This is a genomic window from Halomonas sp. CKK8, from assembly GCF_029625235.1.
GTDB classification, from domain to species: domain Bacteria; phylum Pseudomonadota; class Gammaproteobacteria; order Pseudomonadales; family Halomonadaceae; genus Halomonas; species Halomonas ventosae.
This window is the reverse complement of the sequence record NZ_CP121193.1, coordinates 2,877,369-2,895,745: the sequence shown is the minus strand read 5'-3', so window position 1 is coordinate 2,895,745 and position 18,377 is coordinate 2,877,369. Positions and strand designations below refer to the sequence as shown.

General features: G+C 64.8%; 17 protein-coding genes. 10 read left to right on the top strand and 7 right to left on the bottom strand.

The window, feature by feature from the left end; translation table 11 throughout:
• Positions 1 to 28: 28 nt before the first annotated feature.
• From P8934_RS13670 to P8934_RS13650, 5 genes are all read left to right on the top strand, one after another.
• Positions 29 to 697: an alpha/beta fold hydrolase gene (locus P8934_RS13670; RefSeq protein ID WP_278031538.1), complete on the top strand. Its 669-nt coding sequence runs from the start codon at positions 29 to 31 to the stop codon at positions 695 to 697.
• Between the two features lie 17 nt (positions 698 to 714).
• Positions 715 to 1,647, top strand: a complete 933-nt coding sequence (locus tag P8934_RS13665; RefSeq protein WP_278031537.1) for a prenyltransferase — start codon at positions 715 to 717, stop codon at positions 1,645 to 1,647.
• Positions 1,648 to 1,733: 86 nt separating this feature from the next.
• Entirely contained in the window at positions 1,734 to 2,936 is a 1,203-nt protein-coding gene (gene trpB, locus P8934_RS13660) for a tryptophan synthase subunit beta (RefSeq protein ID WP_278031536.1), read from the top strand.
• A gap of 117 nt (positions 2,937 to 3,053) precedes the next feature.
• The gene (locus P8934_RS13655) at positions 3,054 to 4,397 is read left to right on the top strand and encodes a diguanylate cyclase (protein ID WP_278031535.1); all 1,344 of its coding nucleotides are present in this window, start codon (positions 3,054 to 3,056) and stop codon (positions 4,395 to 4,397) included.
• A gap of 98 nt (positions 4,398 to 4,495) precedes the next feature.
• Positions 4,496 to 4,714, top strand: coding sequence for a hypothetical protein (locus P8934_RS13650; RefSeq protein ID WP_133635369.1), 219 nt, complete (start codon positions 4,496 to 4,498; stop codon positions 4,712 to 4,714).
• Between the two features lie 65 nt (positions 4,715 to 4,779).
• On the opposite strand, the gene P8934_RS13645 is transcribed toward P8934_RS13650, so the two are convergent.
• On the bottom strand, positions 4,780 to 6,192 hold the full coding sequence (locus tag P8934_RS13645) for a PhoH family protein (RefSeq protein WP_278031534.1): 1,413 nt from the start codon (positions 6,190 to 6,192) through the stop codon (positions 4,780 to 4,782).
• 226 nt (positions 6,193 to 6,418) lie between these two features.
• Positions 6,419 to 7,453 (bottom strand): patatin-like phospholipase family protein, encoded by a 1,035-nt coding sequence (locus P8934_RS13640; protein WP_278031533.1) that lies wholly within the window; start codon positions 7,451 to 7,453, stop codon positions 6,419 to 6,421.
• Between the two features lie 459 nt (positions 7,454 to 7,912).
• Between P8934_RS13640 and P8934_RS13635 the strand changes: the two genes are divergently transcribed.
• The 4 genes from P8934_RS13635 (at position 7,913) to P8934_RS13620 (ending at position 11,084) form a co-directional block, all read left to right on the top strand.
• A complete protein-coding gene (locus P8934_RS13635; RefSeq protein ID WP_278031532.1) occupies positions 7,913 to 9,076 on the top strand; it encodes a hypothetical protein in 1,164 nt (387 codons plus the stop codon).
• A 186-nt stretch (positions 9,077 to 9,262) separates the two neighbouring features.
• Positions 9,263 to 9,613, top strand: a complete 351-nt coding sequence (locus tag P8934_RS13630; RefSeq protein ID WP_278031531.1) for a hypothetical protein — start codon at positions 9,263 to 9,265, stop codon at positions 9,611 to 9,613.
• Positions 9,614 to 9,662: 49 nt separating this feature from the next.
• Complete coding sequence (locus P8934_RS13625) at positions 9,663 to 10,367, top strand: C39 family peptidase (RefSeq protein ID WP_278031530.1); 705 nt, start codon at positions 9,663 to 9,665, stop codon at positions 10,365 to 10,367.
• Positions 10,368 to 10,382: 15 nt separating this feature from the next.
• Entirely contained in the window at positions 10,383 to 11,084 is a 702-nt protein-coding gene (locus P8934_RS13620) for a hypothetical protein (protein WP_278031529.1), read from the top strand.
• Between the two features lie 100 nt (positions 11,085 to 11,184).
• On the opposite strand, the gene P8934_RS13615 is transcribed toward P8934_RS13620, so the two are convergent.
• The 5 genes from P8934_RS13615 to P8934_RS13595 all read right to left on the bottom strand — a co-directional run bounded on the left by P8934_RS13615 (position 11,185) and on the right by P8934_RS13595 (position 16,575).
• Positions 11,185 to 12,276 (bottom strand): transporter, encoded by a 1,092-nt coding sequence (locus P8934_RS13615; RefSeq protein WP_278031528.1) that lies wholly within the window; start codon positions 12,274 to 12,276, stop codon positions 11,185 to 11,187.
• A 118-nt stretch (positions 12,277 to 12,394) separates the two neighbouring features.
• Positions 12,395 to 13,810: a sigma-54 dependent transcriptional regulator gene (locus P8934_RS13610; protein ID WP_278031527.1), complete on the bottom strand. Its 1,416-nt coding sequence runs from the start codon at positions 13,808 to 13,810 to the stop codon at positions 12,395 to 12,397.
• A gap of 484 nt (positions 13,811 to 14,294) precedes the next feature.
• Positions 14,295 to 14,780, bottom strand: a complete 486-nt coding sequence (locus P8934_RS13605; protein ID WP_278031526.1) for a peroxiredoxin — start codon at positions 14,778 to 14,780, stop codon at positions 14,295 to 14,297.
• 51 nt (positions 14,781 to 14,831) lie between these two features.
• Positions 14,832 to 15,518, bottom strand: coding sequence for an SDR family oxidoreductase (locus tag P8934_RS13600; RefSeq protein ID WP_278031525.1), 687 nt, complete (start codon positions 15,516 to 15,518; stop codon positions 14,832 to 14,834).
• Between the two features lie 322 nt (positions 15,519 to 15,840).
• Positions 15,841 to 16,575: a murein L,D-transpeptidase catalytic domain family protein gene (locus P8934_RS13595; RefSeq protein WP_278031524.1), complete on the bottom strand. Its 735-nt coding sequence runs from the start codon at positions 16,573 to 16,575 to the stop codon at positions 15,841 to 15,843.
• A gap of 167 nt (positions 16,576 to 16,742) precedes the next feature.
• Between P8934_RS13595 and P8934_RS13590 the strand changes: the two genes are divergently transcribed.
• A complete protein-coding gene (locus P8934_RS13590; protein ID WP_278031523.1) occupies positions 16,743 to 18,356 on the top strand; it encodes a L,D-transpeptidase family protein in 1,614 nt (537 codons plus the stop codon).
• Positions 18,357 to 18,377 lie beyond the last annotated feature (21 nt).

Here is an 18,377-nt window from a genome sequence, read left to right as displayed (position 1 = left end):
ACCCCTGAGCGGCCCTGGAGACGATCCCATGAATCACCCCGGCGAACTGATCATCGAGCCGAGAAACGGCAAGTCCGCGGACGCCTGCGTCTTCATCCTCCATGGCCTGGGCGCCGACGGCCATGACTTCGAACCGCTGGTGCCGGCGCTGCCCCTGCCCGACGATGCCGGCGTGCGCTTCATCCTGCCCCATGCGCCACGCCTGCCGGTGACCATCAACGGCGGCATGGTCATGCCGGCCTGGTACGACATCAAGGAGATGAGCCTCGACCGCCAGATCGACGAGCCCCAGCTGATGGCCTCCGCCGAGCGCATCCAGGCCCTGGTGCGGGAACAGATCGAGCACGGCATCGACAGTCGTCGCATCATCCTGGCGGGCTTCTCCCAGGGCGGGGCGGTGGCCTACCAGGCGGCCCTCTCCTTCGAGGCACCGCTGGGCGGCCTGCTGGCCCTCTCCACCTACTTCGCCACGGCCGACAGCATCACGCTCTCCGAGGCCAACCGTGGCCTGCCCGTCGAGGTGCACCACGGCAGCTTCGATCCGGTGGTCCCCGAGTCGTTGGGCAAGGCGGGCTACGAGAAGGTCGAATCGCTGGGCTATCCGGCGCATTATCGCCGCTATCCCATGGCCCACGCGCTCTGTCCGCAGCAGATCGGTGATATCGGGCGCTGGCTCGCCGAGCGGCTCGCCCGCTGAACCGGGTCGCCCGCCCCATGACGGCCACCACGTCCCCGACCTCCGGGCTGCTCGCCTGCTGGCGGAGTGCGCGCCCGAACTTCCTGGTGCTCTCGCCGCTCTGTGCGGGCCTGGCGGTGACCACCGCCTGGCAGGATGGCCACGCCCCGGAAGGGCAGGCGATCCTGCTGGTACTGCTCGCCGCCCTGCTGGCCCACGCCGCGGTGAACCTGTTCAACGAGCATCACGACTTCGTCAGCGGCCTGGATGCCACCACCGTTCGCACGCCCTTCTCGGGTGGCAGCGGCTCGCTGCCCCGGCACCCCGCGGTGGCGGAGGCAGTGCGGCGCGCCGCTTTCGCCTGCCTGGCCGGGGTGGTGGCCATCGGCGCCTGGTGCCTGTGGCGCTCGGGCCCGGTCATGCTGCTCTACGGGCTGCTCGGCATGGCGCTGGTGGTGGCCTACACCGGCTGGCTGACCCGTCGCCCCTGGCTCTGCCTGGCCGCGCCGGGGGTCGGTTTCGGCACCCTGATGGTGGTGGGCGCAAACCAGGCGCTCACCGGGGCCTTCTCCGTCACGGCCCTGGCCGCCTCGCTGGTGCCGACCCTGATGGTCAGCGCCCTGCTGCTGGCCAACCAGCTGCCGGATATCGAGCCTGACCGCCGGGCTGGGCGCCACCATCTGGCCATCGTGCTGGGGCCGAAGCGTGCGGCGCGTCTGGTGGCGCTCCTGGTGCTCGCCGCCTTCGCGGTGGTCCCGCTGGCCTGGCTGGTTGGTTGGCTGCCCGCCTGGGCCATGCTGATGTGGCTGGCCGCCCCCGCGGCGCTGCGACTGGCGGTGGGGCTCTGGCGGCTGCCTGCCGAGGTGTCGCCCGGTGACCCCGCGCCGCTGCTGCCGTGGCTGGGGCTCAATGTCGCCCTGCTGCTGGGCAGCCTGGCACTGCTCAACCTCGGGCTCTGGCTGGCGGCCTGAGGCTTCGGCGAAGGTCGCCTCGACAGCGTCGGGAGGGCGGGGCAGGATGGCAAATCGTTATTCTGCATGCCGTCAGGACCGAGACCATGAGCACTTCCCCCTTCGCCAACCTCCCCGATGCCCAGGGCTATTTCGGCCGTTTCGGCGGCCAGCTGATCCCGCCCGAGCTCAAGGCGGTGATGGACGAGATCGACGCCGCCTATGAGGAGATTCGCGTCCGCGAGGATTTCCGCACCGAACTGGCCAGCCTCTTCGCCGACTATGTGGGCCGCCCCAGCCCGATCTTCCATGCCCGGCGGCTCTCCGAGCAGCTGGGCGGCGCCCAGATCCATCTCAAGCGCGAGGACCTCAACCACACCGGCGCACACAAGATCAATCACTGCCTGGGCGAAGCGCTGCTGGCCAAGTTCATGGGCAAAACCAAGGTGATCGCCGAGACCGGCGCCGGCCAGCACGGCGTGGCCCTGGCCACCGCCTGTGCCCTGGTGGGCATCCCCTGCGAGATCCATATGGGGCAGGTGGACATCGAGAAGGAGCACCCCAACGTCACCAAGATGAAGATCCTGGGGGCCACCCTGATCCCGGTGACCCGCGGCACGGCGACCCTCAAGGATGCCGTGGACAGCGCCTTCGAGGAATACCTCAAGGACCCGCAGCACTTCATCTATGCCATCGGCTCGGTGGTGGGGCCGCATCCCTTCCCGAAGATGGTTCGTGACTTCCAGTCGATCATCGGCCGCGAGGCCCGCGAGCAGTTCCTGGGGCGCCACGGTCGGCTGCCCGACCATGTCACCGCCTGCGTGGGGGGCGGCTCCAACGCCATCGGCATGTTCACCGCCTTCCTGGAGGATGAAGACGTGCACCTGGTGGGCGTGGAGCCCGCCGGCGAGGGGCTCGACACCCCGCGTCACTCGGCGACCCTGACCCTGGGCAGGCCCGGCGAGATCCACGGCATGGCCTGCTACGTGCTGGAGGACGAGGCCGGCCACCCCATGCCGGTGCACTCCATCGCCTCGGGGCTCGACTACCCGGGGGTGGGGCCCCAGCACAGCTACCTCAAGGAGCTGGGCCGGGTGGACTACCAGAGCGCCGGCGACGACGCGTGCCTGGAGGCTTTCCTGACGCTGTCGCGGGTCGAGGGCATCATCCCGGCCCTGGAGAGTGCCCACGCCGTGGCCTGGGCCATGCGCGTGGCACCGACCCTCCCGGCCGACCAGCATATCCTGGTCAACCTCTCGGGCCGTGGCGACAAGGACGCCGATTACGTGGCGGATCGATTGAAACTCTAGACGGATCCCGACATCGTCATTTTTCCATGTGCCATTTGCCATCCTGGGGTAGGGTAGGGGGATGGGGCAGGAGGCCCCCCTTCCGAAACCGATGCGGGGATCCCCAGGGTGCGGGGCATGGCAATAATCAGGGACAAGTGGCGAACATGGAGATCGCACTGGGGGGAGCAGACGCCGCTGGCCGATGTGCTGCTGGGCTGCTTCCCGGGCCTCGTCGTGCTCACCGATGCCCACGGGGTCATCCTGCGCGTCAATCCGGGCTTCGAGGAGCATAGCGGCCATCCGGCCGATGCCCTGGTCGGTCGCCGCATCACCTGCCTGGACGTGGACCCGCTGCACGGCGACATCAGCCATGCGCTAGCCCACTGTGTCGCGCGCCGCCGTTCCTGGCGGGGCGTGCTGATGTGTCGCCGGGCCGACGGCCGGCTGATCCACCAGGATGGTGTCTTCCAGCCCCTTGAGGGGGGGCGGGGCGAGCCTCTTCGGCTGCTGGTGACCCTCCACGACATCACGGAACTGCGTCAGAAGGCCCTTCATGACCATGCCCTGCTGGAGCGTCTCCAGGGGACACTGTCGCGGCTCCCGGGAGTGGTCTTCCAGCTCCGCCAGGAAGCCCGGGGTGGGCTCGACTTCCTCTATATCGGCGACGGGCTCCGCGCGCTGGCGGGCCTGCCACCAAGCGCGGTGATGGAGCGCGCCGACACGCTGCTGGAGCGGATCCAGCCCGAGGACCGGGAAGCCCTGACCACCTCCCTGGCCCAGTCGGCGGTGAGCCAGGAGGCCTGGTGGCTGGAGTTTCGCCTCGAGACGGCCGACGGCGTCCGCTGGATCGAGGGCCGGGCCAGCCCCTCGCGCCGGCGTGACGGCACCACCCTGTGGGACGGCCTGCTGATCGACATCACCCCGCGCAAGCAGGAGGAGCAGCGCACCCAGCGGCTGGTCAGCACCGACATGCTCACCGGGGCGCTCAATCGCCGGGCCTTCTTCGACTTCGGCGAGGCCGTGCGCGCCCATGCCGCTCGCCAGGGCCGCTCGGTGCCCATGGCGATGCTCGATATCGACCACTTCAAGCGCCTCAACGACACCCATGGCCATGCCGTCGGTGACCTGGCCCTGCAGACCTTCGCCATGACCTGTCGTGACAGTCTGCGTCCCTATGACCTTTTCGCCCGCATCGGCGGCGAGGAGTTTGCCGTCATGCTGGTGGACAGCTCGCCCGAGGAGGCCTGGGGAGTGCTCGACCGCCTGCGCGCCGCGGTGGAGGCGATCGAGCTCGAGGTGGCGGACACCACGCTGCGGATCACGGTGAGCCTGGGGCTGGCGGTGCTGCCACCGGAGGGCAGCGTGGACCTGGCACTCTCCCAGGCCGACCAGGCGCTCTACCGGGCCAAGCACGAGGGACGCAACCGACTGGCCGAATCGCCGGGCTACCCCCGGAGCCGCGAGGATGCCCCGCGATGAGGGGCGGGCGGCTGGCGAATCGCGCTCGATAACGGCAGGATGGACACCATCCACCATCCACCATCCACCATCCACCATGCAACACGAGGAGCATTGCCATGTCCCTGTCGGAAGACTTTCGCCTGCCGGTCGCCTGTCCGAGCTGCGGCAGCCACCTGATGCGGGTCTCCCAGGTGAAGAACCCCGATGACCAGGTGCACTGCGCCTCCTGCCACCGCTTCATCTGCCTCTGGCACGAGGCCCAGACCGTGCTCAAGAAGGGCCCCGGCAGCGAGAGCGAGGCGCTGATCGAGAAGGCCGTCAACCGCGGCTCCTGACGCCACAAGGCAAGCCGGGAAGGAGCGAAGGGCCGGGGCGTGAGGCACCGGCCCTTTGACGTCTGCTAGAGCAGTTCTTCGCCGGCCAGGGCGAGTCGCGAGCGCTCCACGCTCTTGAGGGTCACATGCCCGGCATGGGGCCAGTCGCGGAAGTGCTGGACCACCGCCGCCATGCCGCAGGTGTTGGCGGTCAGATACGGTGTGTCGATCTGGCCGACGTTGCCCAGGCAGACGATCTTGGTGTTGCGGCCGGCCCGGGTGATCAGGGACTTGAGCTGCTTGGGCGTGAAGTTCTGCGCCTCGTCGATGATCAGGAAGGTGTCGTTCAGCGTGCGCCCGCGCATGAAGCCGGGCGCGCGGATCTGCACCCGCGAGCCGAGCAGCTGGCGGGTGGCGTCCTGGTTCCAGGTGCTGCTGCCGTCGTGCTCGTCCCGCAGCAGGTTGTCCATGTTGTCATGAAAGGCCCCCATCCAGGGCGACATCTTCTCCTCCTCGGTGCCCGGCAGGAAGCCGATATCCTCGCTCATGGTGATCGGCGCCCGGGTGAAGACGATGCGCTCGAAGCGCTTGGTGTCCAGGGTCTGCTGGAAGGCCGCGGCCAGGGTCATGAAGGTCTTGCCGGTGCCTGCGCTGCCGGCGATGGTCACCAGGTCGATGTCGTCGTCCATCAGCAGGTTAAGGGTGAAGTTCTGCCGGCTGTCGTGGGCGTGGACCCCCCAGACGCTGGTGCCGTGACGGTAGTTGGTGAGCAGCTCTAGGTGGGCGTGTTTCGGCCCCGCCTCGCGTACGATGGCCTCGAAGCTGGCACCGTTGTCGCTGTCGGAGACCAGCATGCCGAGGTGCCATTCGCGGGGGATGTCGCCGGCCAGGCGGTAGACGACCCTGTGGTCCTGGCGCTCGACCTTGACGTCCACCGCCAGGCTGTCCCAGAGCCCGCTGCCGTCGTGGCCGGCATCGGGGTAGATGCGGGCGCCGTCGATCATGGCGTCGCTGTCGTCGAAGGCGCGATCGGTGAGGTAGTCCTCCACCGGGACGCCCAGCGCGGCCGCCTTGACCCGCAGGTTGATGTCCTTGGTTACCAGGATCACCGAGGCGTCCGGTCGCTCGTCGCGCAGTCGACAGGTCTCGGCCAGGAGACGGTTGTCGGGGCTCTCCTCTAGCGGATCCAGCGCTTTCAGGTCGGTGTAGCAGAGCAGGCGCAGTCGACCCTCGGGGCCGGTGAGGCGGGGGATGGGAATGCCGTCGCGGATCTGGTCGATATCGACGTTGGCGGTGAGTTCGGACAGGGTGCGGCTGACCTGGCGGGCGGTGCGGGCGATCTCGCGAATGCCGTTCTTGTGCTTGTCGAGCTCCTCGAGCACGGTCATGGGAATGACCACCTCGTGCTCGTCGAACTGGTAGAGGGCGGCGGGGTCGTGGATCAGGACATTGGTGTCCAGCACGTAGAGCCGGGTGGCCTTCTTGTCGATGCGTACCATCGGCGCAGTTCTCCTTGTCGTCATAGTGTCGACACTGCCGGCGCTCGATGTCAGCGACGTGACAGGAGCCCCGCGGTGTCGTCCCGCTCGATGCGACGTTCACCTCCTCTGCTGTGGCCCTGCCTGGTTGGATACCTTCGGGACGGCAAGGTGCCCTCCTGTTCCGAGCATGGACGGTGCCCGGGCATGCGGCAACGCAATGTTGCGGTGGACCCTCAACGCTGACTCAGCGAGTCGCCTCGACCTCCTGGAAGATGCGTTCCACGTCCAGGGTGGAGCGCTGGCCAAGATCGTCGAAGTGCTCCGCGAGCCAGGCCTCGGTGGTCTCGCGCCCCAGCTCATGCAGGTGGCAGAGGAAGGCCCACTCGGCGTTGAGCTTGCTGGAGACGGAGAGGTGCGACAGGGGCTCGTCGCCGCTGAGGTGGTGGAGCCGGGCTTGCCCGTAGCAGCCGATGTCGATGTCATGCTCGCCGAGAAGCTTCTGTAGCATCACGATCGTGCGCACCTCCTTGATCAGGGCGGCATTGAAGGTGATCTCGTTGAGGCGGTTCAGGATGTCCGCGGCGCTGGTCGGTAGCTCCTGGCGATGCATGGGAGTGATCTGTACCACCAGGATGTCCCCCGCCGTGCAGTCGTGCAGCAACGGCGAGAGCGAGGGATTGCCCATGTAACCGCCATCCCAGTAGGCCTCGCCGTCGATCTCCACCGCCTGGAAGACCGTGGGCAGGCAGGCCGAGGCCATGACCGCATCGAGGCTCATCTCCTCGCGGGAGAAGATCCGCTGCTTGCCGCTGCGCACGTTGGTGGCGGTGACGAAGAGCTTTAGGTCCTCGCAGGCTCGGACCCGCTCGAAGTCGACCCGTTCGTCGACGATATCGCGCAACGGATTGAAGTTGAAGGGATTGAAGTGATACGGCGAGACCAGCCGACTCATCAGGTCCAGCGCGATGTAGCCCGGGGAGTAGTCGAGGCTCCAGTTCCCGGTAAGCACGTCCAGCGGGGTGCGGCGCACGGGGCTCGTCATGCCCGCCCGGCTGACCGCCCGCCAGAAGTCAAGCAGGGCCACGCGAGCGGTGGATTCGTCGCCGCGGGTCAGGGCATCAGCCATCACCACGCCGTTCATGGCGCCGGCACTGGTCCCGCTGATGCCCTCGATCTCGATGCGCTCGTCCTCGAGCAGGCGGTCCATCACCCCCCAGGTGAAGGCGCCGTGTGCCCCCCCGCCCTGCAGGGCCAGGTCGATCCGTCGTCTCACGCTCATCTTTGCTCCTCGGCACGGTTGGCTGCTGCAGTGCACCAACTCCAGCATAACGGCAGCAATGGGGAGCGGCCAGCCGGCTGCCAGTCGGTCTGGTGCTGTTATCGATGCCTGACTGTAACGCTGCCGATTCACTTCACGTGCTATCGGTAATGCTCTGTTTCTGAATTGAATTTCCGGCATGCCAGGCTTTCTTGCCAGTTTAATGTTTCATAAATGAGGCACTAACCGTTCAGTTACAAAACGACATGACGATGTCTCTACCCTATGGTAAGTATCCGGCTTTTATAAATTTCCCGCTTTTACAGTCGATTACATCCAGTGGTTTCTCAACTGGCATGGATCATGCTCATTGGTTGGTGACTGCGAGCAGGATGCGTCATTCAAGGGTCCAGAATGAACGCTTAGGACGATGGCGCGAGTTCGCAGGCTGCAGCAGACACAACAAATGGAGACATGATCATGAAAAAGTATCTTGTAGTAGCGGGTACCCCTCTGCTGGCCATGGTAATGGCCATCTCCACGGCGCATGCCAACCCGAGCGCAGGCTTCGCCGATGAAGTCGACCAGCAAGTGGATTCCAACGCCACGGCGGTCGGCGGCAACAGCGGTAATGCCAATGGTGGTGCTGGTACCGGCTGGGGCTTTGGTGGAAATGCCAATGGAGGCACTAACAACGACGACTCCAACGATGACGAATCCATCGGGGCCAATGGTGGCACCGGCGGCTATGGTGCCGGGACCGGCACCGGTGGCAACGGCGGCTCGGTTGGCCGTGGCGGCGATGCCTGGGCCATGAGCGAGTCCTATAACACCTCTACCAGCGTCATCTCTCTGCAGGAAATGAACTCCAACATCACTGGTTCTTCCATCAATATCAGTGGTGGTGGCGGTGCTGCTGGTGCTAACGGTGGACAAGGAGGCGGTGCACTTTCCGCCAATGTGGGAATCGGTGTTGGTGGCGCCGGCGGCAACGGGAACGGTGGCACCGGCGGTGGTGCTACCGCTTCCACCGGAACTGATGCCTCGGGCGGCGATGCCGGCGGTATCGGTCTTGGAGCTGGCATGGGGACTGGTGCCGGCCAAGGCGGAAGCTCTAGCGCAGGTGCTGGTTCTTCGTCAGGGGCTGGCGCCGGTAACATGGCGGGTATCGGAGCCATCGATGATGACTTCTCCGATGATGACTCCACGGGGAGCTTCGATTCCACGCAGGACGCTGCGGCCGACTCTGCCGCCACCGCCACTGCAAGCGCCGGTGACGGAGGTGCTGGAACCGGCACTGGTACTGGTGATGGTACTGGTACTGGTTCGGCCACAGCCGGAGCCGGGGGTTCCGGTGGCGATGCTGGCGCCATGGCCGGCAACGGCGGCAACGGCAATGGCGGCGGCGGCGGCGGTGGCACTGCCACCACCGGTGATGCCTATGCCTATGCCGGCAACGGCGGAGCAGGCGGCAACGGCGGCAACGGTGGGGCAGCCAGCCTGGCTACCGGTGCGGCCAACGTCTCCGTTGGCGCCGGGGTGTTCGGTGGCATCAACAACATGAACGTGTCCACCGGCCTCTACAACTCCCAGGTGGCTGGCACCAACGTCGCGGCCCACAGCAACGTGAGCATCGGCAACTGATGATCTAGAGCGCATGACGCGCTCGCGTGAGCCGGGAGCTGGTGGGGGCAACTCCACCGGCTCCCTTGGTGAACTGTCCCTATGGACAAGAGACCGGGAGTCAAGGCCATGAAGGTGTCATCAGTCAGACCAGTTTGTTCCACTCAGTCTCGCCCTCTTCAGTCGTTGATCGCGATCACGTTCTCCATGGTGCTGCTGACCCTCGGGACGTCACAGAGCCAAGCAGAGGAGCGCAACTTGCACCAAGCGGAAGGCTTTGCCGCGATGGAAAGGATGGACCCGGAGGAGATGGGCAAGGCGCGAGCCAGGGAAGGGGAAGCGATCGTCAACCTTACGTCGGTAAAAAGCGTTCAGAACATGAAAGCCTCGGTAACGGATACCTCCTTCGATATCGGTGGGGATATGGTCTCGGGCAACATCAGCTTCGCCCCCGACGCGCTGGGAAGCTATAGCGGTACGGGAATCTTCAGCGCGGTGACAGGCAACGGGAATTCCATCAACAATGCCGTAGGTATCAGCGTGTTCATCGCCAATTGAGCCTTGAAAGGTTCGGATCCGCAATTTTCCAGCCAGGGGAAGACTTGCCATGAAACTGACCAGGCAACTCTGCTGCGGCATGGCGTCACTCGTTCTCATGGGTAGCATCGGGGTCGCCCATGCTGGTCAGGTGGCCATTGCCAATCGTTTCGGCAGCTTTCAGGTCGAGGCCAAGAGCCTGCAGGAGAAGGGCTGGGACAGGGTGATCCGGCAGCAGTATGACTTCAGCTGTGGCTCCGCGTCCGTCGCAACCCTGCTGACCTTCCACTATCAGCGTGAGACCACCGAGGCAGAGGTCTTCGAGAGCATGATCCGTGCCGGGGATGCCGAACAGATTCAGCGCCATGGTTTCTCCATGCTGGACATGAAGCGTTACCTGGATGCCCAGGGGCTCAATGCCGATGGGTTCAGGATCAGCCTGGATGACTTTATCCGAATCGGGGTGCCAGCCATCACCATGGTGGACACCGGGGGATACAAGCATTTCGTCGTCGTCAAGGGCATCGATGACGACAATATTCTGGTGGGCGACCCCGCGGCAGGCACCCAGGTGGTGCCGAGGGAGCATTTCGAGTCCCTGTGGAACGGCACGGTTCTGGGGGCACGTGAGGAGATCGAGATTGCCCGTAACCACTTCAACCACGAGCAGGATTGGGCCGTACGCCCCGATTCACCGCTGGCGAGAGGCGTGAACCGCTCCAGTATCGGTGCCAGCCTGCTGACCCTGCCCGCCAGGAATGAGATGGGCCGGTGATGAGGAGATATGAAGATGCCATCTCGAGCCAGGATGATGCGTAGGCAAGGCAGCGTGCGCTGGGTCGGCGCTATGCTGGTGCTGGTAACTGCCGGAACTCAGGCGGCCTCCGTGGCAGAATACGACCCACCGCTCAATGGCCAATGGGGACAGTACGTGAGCGCTCAGGAACCAGCGAGGCTCTATCCGTCGGTGTCGTTACCGTCTTCGACTAGGGATGACTTCCATCGAGGAACCGTTATCGCCGAGGCGGAACTCGATCAGATGCGGGCGGGCTTCAATATCGGTGGGCTCGATGTGGATTTCGGCGCCAGGCTGCAGACGATGATCGACAACAGTATCGAACTGGTGTCGGTGGTGAACTTCACGAAGGCGGGAACGGATATCGTTTCCCAGACATTCCAGAACCCAGCGGGCGCGGCCACTCAGGTTGGGGCAGGTACTGGGTTATCGGTCACCGACATGACTCCTGGCAGTGTCGATCTCTCGGGCCTGGCTGACTTTTCCGGCGTGACACTGAGCGATACCAAGGGGTTCACGGCAGCCCTGCACAATATCACGCGAAACGCGATCGTCAGTGGTGTGGTGAGCAACGCCTCCGGGCGGGATATCCAGCAGCGGATCGATATCGACGTTCGGCTCAACAATGTCGGGGCACTGAGGGCAGCCAAGCAGCGGGCAGCCATTGTTGATTCCTTCTCGGGTATCCTGCGCTGATATAACTCAGGCTGTTTGAAATTTTTATGGAAACTAAGTAAGACGGCTGCCGATTTGGCAGCCGTCGTAGTTTATGGGCTTGGTTTAGAATAAGGCTTGGTTAGAAGACATCCATGCCGATGGGCATGCGAAGGGTCAGGGTCGTGTCCGGGGCGTCATCGGTAATGCCGAGTTCCAGCCCCAGGTTGACTGAGACATCCTGATTCAGCTGGTAGGACCAGCCCAGCAGCAGGGAGCCGACGTTCAGGGTATTGGAACTGACGCGAGTGATAGTGCCGTCACTGTTGTTGACATATTCGGTATCGGTCTTTCCAATGAAGTCGTTCTTGTACCCCAGCGTGAAGGAGGTTCTCGGGTTGATGGAATAGGCCATGCCGAAGCTCAGTCGCACGGCATCCCCAGGATCCACATCTCCGATGAACAGGTCTTCATCATCTTGGGTCACTTGCTGGTTGACATCATCCTCCAAGTGGAAGACATAGCCCAGGTTGGCAAAGTAGACGGCCGGCGCGGAGGGAAGCAGCATGGTGATGCTGGGCTCGATGGAGTGGAAGCCGGTGCCGGTGGAGAGTTCCAGTGGCGTACCGGCGCTGTTGCGGCGGATATCGAAGGGCCCTTCCCCGGTGGTGCTCTTGTAGCGAAGGTTGCCGATGAAGTAGGGCATGCCATCAAGGCCACGGTTAAACTGGTAGTGAGCGGCCAGTTCGACATCGCCTAGCGCATCGTTGGATAACTCGCGATCCAGGGTGAAGTCGGGGTCGACTTCGGAGACTGTGACCCGGTTCGACTCGTCCCGATAGACATAGGGCACCTTCATCTCGAGTTCCAGGCGATCGGTAAAGCCCAGCCGGCCGGTCAGCGAGGCCGTATAGTTGTCCCGGTCGACATCCTGTGCAGTGAACACCCCGATCAGCAGTGTGCTCAATACCTCCACACCCTCGAACGTCATGCGGTTGATGCTCTCGTGGGAGTACTGGAATTCCGGCTCCAGTACCAGCCTGCCCTTGGGTGTCAGGACGCCGCCATATTCGGCGATGGACTGTATCTCTGGTCGGGCTTCCTGCTCCTCGGGCTCCTGGCCAACCGGTTGGATCTGCGTATCCTGTGCCGTCTGCTGGGCCAGAACGGGCGTGCAGCCGATCACCGATAGCATGCCGGTCGTGTAGAGGATCTTCTTGGCTCTTGAGCTCATGGTTCCCTTCCTGTTCTTCTTGCTGGAGTAGTGCCTCGTCCGCCCCGGAGAGGCATGTACCTGTTCAACCTCCTGATATGAATGGGGCTTATCAGTAGGCCGCTGCGCGCCCCATCCATCATGTTGAGGTTAGTTGAACGAATCTGGATGTCGATGGATCAACCGCTTTTCCATCAACCGTACCTCCGTTCTTGTCGATGCCGTGCTTCTCGAGGAGTCGGTACAGGGTGACCCGTGAAACGCCCAGTTCCCGCGCTGCATGCAGCACTTTGTGCTTGTTGCGTGCCAGGGCGGCCCGGATGGCGTCGGACTCTGCCATGTCGCGGACCTGCTGCAGGGTATCGGCATCCCGGGAAAGGCATTGGCGTCGTTCCAGCCCCATGTCGGAGGGTATGATCAGCCGATTTTCGCACATGACCATGGAGCGCCGGACCCGGTTGACCAGTTCGCGTATGTTCCCCGTCCAGGGGTGCTGCCGCATCACCACCGCACAGTCGCGGCTGAACCCACGGACCCGAGATGGCTTTTCCGCAGAGAACTTCTGGAAGAAGAAGCGGGCAAGTGGCTCGATGTCTTCTGGATGCTCCCTCAGCGCCGGTGTCCTGACTTGAAGCACATTGAGCCGGTGATAAAGATCCTCGCGGAACTCTCCCCTTTCCACTGCCCTCTCGAGGTCGACATGGGTGGCGGCCAGGACTCTGACATCGACGGGAATCTCCTGGAGTCCACCGACGCGGAATACCTTGAGGTTTTCCAGGAAGCGAAGCAGGTTCACTTGCATGTCCAGAGGCAGGTCGCCGATCTCGTCGAGAAAGAGCGTGCCTTCCTGTGAGCTCTCGATGATGCCTATCTTGCGTTGGCTTGCGCCGGTGAAGGCTCCCTTCTCATGGCCGAAGAGTTCGGACTGGATGAGGCCGGAAGGTAGAGCCCCACAATTGACGACGTTGAAGGGGCCATGGCATCGCGATGAATGGGCGTGGATGGCACGGGCCGTGAGCTCCTTCCCCGTACCGGACTCCCCGGTGATCAGTACGGGCGCCTCGGCAGCGGCCACCTTGTGGATGGTTCGGTAGAGCTGTTGCATCACCGGGCTCTCGCCGACCATGTGGTAGTCGTCGTCCGGACAGGAAAGCGTCGGGATGGCGGGAGCTTCATGGAGGCTCTCAATGCCCAGTGCACTCTCCAGCAGGATATCGAGTCGTCTCGCATCGAGGGGGTGGGCCTGGTAGGCATAGCAGGCGCCGTAGATCAGGTCGCGAGCCTTGTCGTGCTGCAACAGATCCCGCTCGATGATCGCCACCCACTGGACCTGCGACAAGCCGGGCCTGGTATCGGCCTCCAGGGGAAGCGAGGATGTTGAAGCGTCGATGGCGGCCAACCCGACCCTGCAGGCTTTCCTGTTCAATAACTCCATCGCTTCCTGCGTATTATCGGCATGGTGGATCGACCAGCCATATCCTGATAGCTGCTTAAGCGTGTCCTGAAGAGCGGTAATGTTCCCTACTGTCATGAGTTGCCTGGATGGCTCCATCATCTCGTTCCCTCATGGTTGCGGGCAACCATTGCTGATGGTGATCAGGCCCTGCGAAAGGCGAGTCCTGCCCACGGGGCTTGGCCCGCGAGTATGATTATTGGTGTTTCTCACAGGCACTAGTCATTTTCCTGGCCTACTGGCCTACTGGCCTACTGGCCTACTGGCCTACTGGCCGGAAGATGAACTGGTCCTACCCCCTGAGCACGGCGGCAATATGGTGCTGGGAGCGACCCGGTAAGTGTTGGTCGGCCCTGAGCGATTGTAAAGTGATGTTACAGAACCGGTGGATGCCCCATGGAGAGTATGAGCCTTCTCAGCTTTTCCGAAAAAATTTCGATTAAACAGAGGGCTGCATTCTTTTTTTTGTGGCTCGGGGGGAAGGAGGGGCTGACAGGCTATCAGGAAAATGGTACTCGAACGTCAGGACCTGGCTGCCGTAACGGGCGGGGAGCAGCCAGGCCATGAGACAGGTGGCAGGAGGAATCTAGCCAAGCCTGTCGAGGATCGTCTCGGCACTGCTCTTGTCCACCACGCCCTTCTCGGTATCGACGCCGAGATACTCCACCACGCCGTCATAGGCGATCAAGGCATAGCGGTGGCTGCGGATGCCCATGCCGCCGGCCGTGGCATCCTTGTCCATGCCGATGGCACGGGTGAATTCGGCGTTGCCGTCGGCGAGCATGGTGATCGCCTCGGCATTCTGGTCCTTCTGCCAGGCGCCCATCACGAAGGCGTCGTTCACCGAGAGGCAGGCGAGGGCATCGGCGCCCCTGGCGAGGATGTCATCGGCGCGCACCACGAAGCCGGGCATGTGGGTGTTGGAGCAGCCGGGGGTGAAGGCGCCGGGCACGGCGAAGAGCACCACGCGCCGGTCGGCGAAGAACTCGCCGGTTGAGAGGTCCTGTGGCCCATCGGGGCCATTGGTCTTGAGGGTGATGTCCGGAATCCTGTCACCGATCGAGAGTGTCATGGGGTAGGCCTCTGGTTGGGGGTAGGCGTTATTCGTGTGCTTTGCTGCGGATCATTCCAGCGGCGGCGTGGGACGAATCAGGATCTCGTTGACATCCACGTGCTCCGGCTGCCCCAGGGCATAGGTCACCGCATTGGCGATGTCACGGTCTTCCAGGGCGTGCTCCGGGGGCTCGTCGAAGAAGGGGGTATTGACCATCCCCGGCTCGATCAGGGTCACGCGGATGCCGCTGCCGCGTAGCTCCTCGCGCAGGTTGTAGCCGATCCCGCTCACTGCCCACTTGGTGGCGCCGTACATGGAGCCGGGGATGGTGGCACGGCCGGCGGCCGACCCGGTCAGCAGCACGTGACCACGGCTGCGACGCAGTGCCGGCAGGGTGGCCTGCAGGGTCAGCCCGACGCCGTAGATGTTGGTCAGGATCATCTCGCGCCAGGCCTCGTGGTCGGCGCCACTGAAGCCTCCCGGCGAGCCGCCGCGTCCCGCGTTGGCGAACACGGCATCGAGACGACCGAAGCGTTCCATGGCCTGCTCGACCATGGCCTGCTGGTCATCCATGGAGGTGACGTCACAGCCGATGGCGAGCACGTTCTCCGGGCCCAGCTCCTCGGCCAGTGCCGTGAGCTTCTCCCGGGAGCGGGCGGCCAGCACCAGCTTGTAGCCCTCCCGCGAGGCGGCCCTGGCCGTGGCGGCGCCGATCCCGCTCGACGCCCCGGTAATCAGTAATACGCGATGCTGCATCGTCCTCTCCTGTGCCGGTGACCCGTGAATTTCCAGCATGGCCCACTCCTCGACATGGCTGCAATTCTGGCGCTCAACGCAACACTGGCTCCCCCGGCATTGCCGTCGCTATCGAGGATGTCGCGCGCCGTTTGCCATTCCCTGGGCCTCGTTGGAGGGCGCCATGCCAAACAGACCATCCTGAGCATGGCAGATAAATTAAAATCAGGAGTTTACGAGCAGGAACGATGTGAGGTGCAGTGGTCGCTGCCGCGAGAGGGCAGGAGAGGTCGGTGTGCCCTGCCATGGTGCCGCCGGCGGTGGCACCATGGCAGGACGCGGGTCAGTTCAGGGCCAGTTGCGCCTCGTCACGATCACAGTGGAAGAAGTCCGAGCTCGCCAGCCATTCCGGATCGGGGTAGTAGGTGAAGAGGTACTGGTCCTCCTTGATGCTGTCGATCAGCGGCGCGGCGACCTCCTGGCGAACCGCCGGGCAGCCATGGCTGCGGCCGAGGCGGCCAGTCTGCTCGATGAAGGCCTCGCTGACATAGTCGGCACCATGGATGACGATGGCGCGCTCGTAGGCCAGGTGGTTGACGCCGGGCTCGAGGCCCTCCAGGCGGAGCGAGTAGCCGTTGCGGCCCTGGTAGCTGTTCATGGTGCGGAACAGGCCGATGCTGGACTGGTGGCTTTCCGGGACGTTGGAGAAGGTCTCGGCCATGGCATTGCCGGAGCCCTGGCCGTGGGAAACCAGTTCCTCGAACAGCAACTGGCGGCGCTGCAGGTCGAAGACCCATAGGCGCGGCTCGGTGGAGGGCAGCGAGAAGTCGATCACCGCCAGGCGTTCGGCGTCGGGGTCGGCGCAGGAGAGCGCGCGGGCCGCCAGGCGCAGGACCCGGGGGTCGGCGTCGGGTGCCAGCCGGGTGAGGGTCTGGTCCAGGAGTCGCTGGTGCAGCGTGTCGGGCGTGTAGGCCTGGGCCAGGAAGTCGTCGCCGGCCAGTGCGGGCGGCGTGCCCAGCAGCAGCGCGCCACAAAGGGCGGTGCCGGGAAGCCATCGATTCGGGAAGGAGATCGGCATTCGGGAAACCTGTCGTGTGGCATGCTGGGCCCGGTCGTCGGCCATTCCCGATGGCAGGCGTTCAGGCGCGAGAGGGGTCGGCTTCCCTGCGGCCCCATGTCGGGCACTATTATGACCAAGGAAAACATGATGACCAGACCCCATTCTCAACGCAGGAGCCAGGCCCCATGCCATCAGCCAAAGGATTGACGCCACTGATTCTCGTGGTGGGGATGCTGTTCTCGATGAGTGGCTGGGCCCTTGCCGAGGAGGGGGAGGCCACCGTGGCCGATGCCCTCGCCGAGCAACTGGCCGAGGAGGGGGGTGGCTTGCAGGACTTCTACGCCGCGCGAGAGGGGCGGCCCGCCTGGCAGGAGGCCGAGACCGTCACCGGCTTTGCCGCGGCCCTGCGCAGCCTGGAGGCCGATGGCCTGACCCCGCAGGACTACCGACCGGATGCGCTGGTGGCGGGACACCGCCAGGTGCAGGCCGAGGGGCAGACGCCGGCCTCCAGGGCGCGCTTCGACCTGCAGGCCAGCCGCGTCCTGCTGACGGCCCTGCGCCACCTCCAGCGCGGCAAGGTGGATCCGCAGCGCATCGACCCGGACTGGGAGGTGCCCATCGACGCGCCGCCCCTGGACCTGGCCGCGGTGTCGCGGGCGGTGGATGTACAGCGCTTCGAGCAGGCCTTTGCCCTGGCACGTCCCTCGGCGGCCCCCTACGAGCGCCTGCGCGCGGGACTGGCCCGCTACCGCCATATCGAGCGGCAGGGCGGCTGGCCAAGGCTGCCGCAACGACAGCAGTCGCTGCGCCCGGGGGAACTCCACGAGGATGTGCCTCTGCTGCGCGAGCGCCTGGCGATCATCGGCGAGCTGGAGGTGATGGTGGCCGACCTCTTTGCCGGGGTCGAGTCGGGCGACGCGGAGCCGCGCCGCTACGATGATGCCCTGGTGGAAGCCGTGAAGCGTTTCCAGCGCCGCCACCTGCTCGAGGTGGACGGCATCGTCGGCCCCCGGACCCGGGAGGCCCTGAACGTGCCGGTGGTCGAGCGCATCGACCAGATCCGCGTCAATCTGGAGCGTGCCCGCTGGCTGCTCCACGGCCTGCCGGACTCCTTCGTCCTGGTCGACATCGCCGGCTACCGGATCAGCTACTTCCGTCCCGATGGTCGGGTGTGGCGCTCGCGCATCGTGGTGGGACGCCCCTATCGCCGCACCCCCTCGCTGCGCTCGGCGATCACCCACCTGACCCTCAACCCTACCTGGACGGTGCCGCCGACCATCCTGCGCGAGGACGTGCTGCCCAAGGTGCGCCGCGACCTCGGCTACCTGTGGCGGGAGGAGCTCATGGTGCTGGGACCCTCCGGTCAGCGTCTCGACCCCCGTGAGGTCGACTGGTCCCGGCCGGGCAATATCATGCTTCGCCAGCGGCCCGGCCCGCAGAATGCCCTGGGCCGCGTCGTGCTGCGCTTTCCCAACGAGCATCTCGTCTACCTTCACGACACCCCCGCCCAGGGCCTCTTCGCCAGCGAGCAGCGGGCCTTCAGCTCCGGCTGCATCCGCGTGCAGGGGGTGCTCGAACTGGCCCAGCACCTCTTCGACGATACCGGCACCCCCGCCCATGTGGCCTCGCTGGTCGCCGAGGGCGCGACCCGCAACATTCATCTCGAGCGTCCCGTACCGGTAATCCTGCACTACTGGACGGTGCACCCCGGCGAGGATGGCGAACTGGTCTTCCGGCCGGACGTCTATCGGCGCGACGCCGCCCTGCTGCTGGCCCTGGATCGCCCCCTGAGCGGGTAGCGAGCCCTCCGCCGGGAGCGG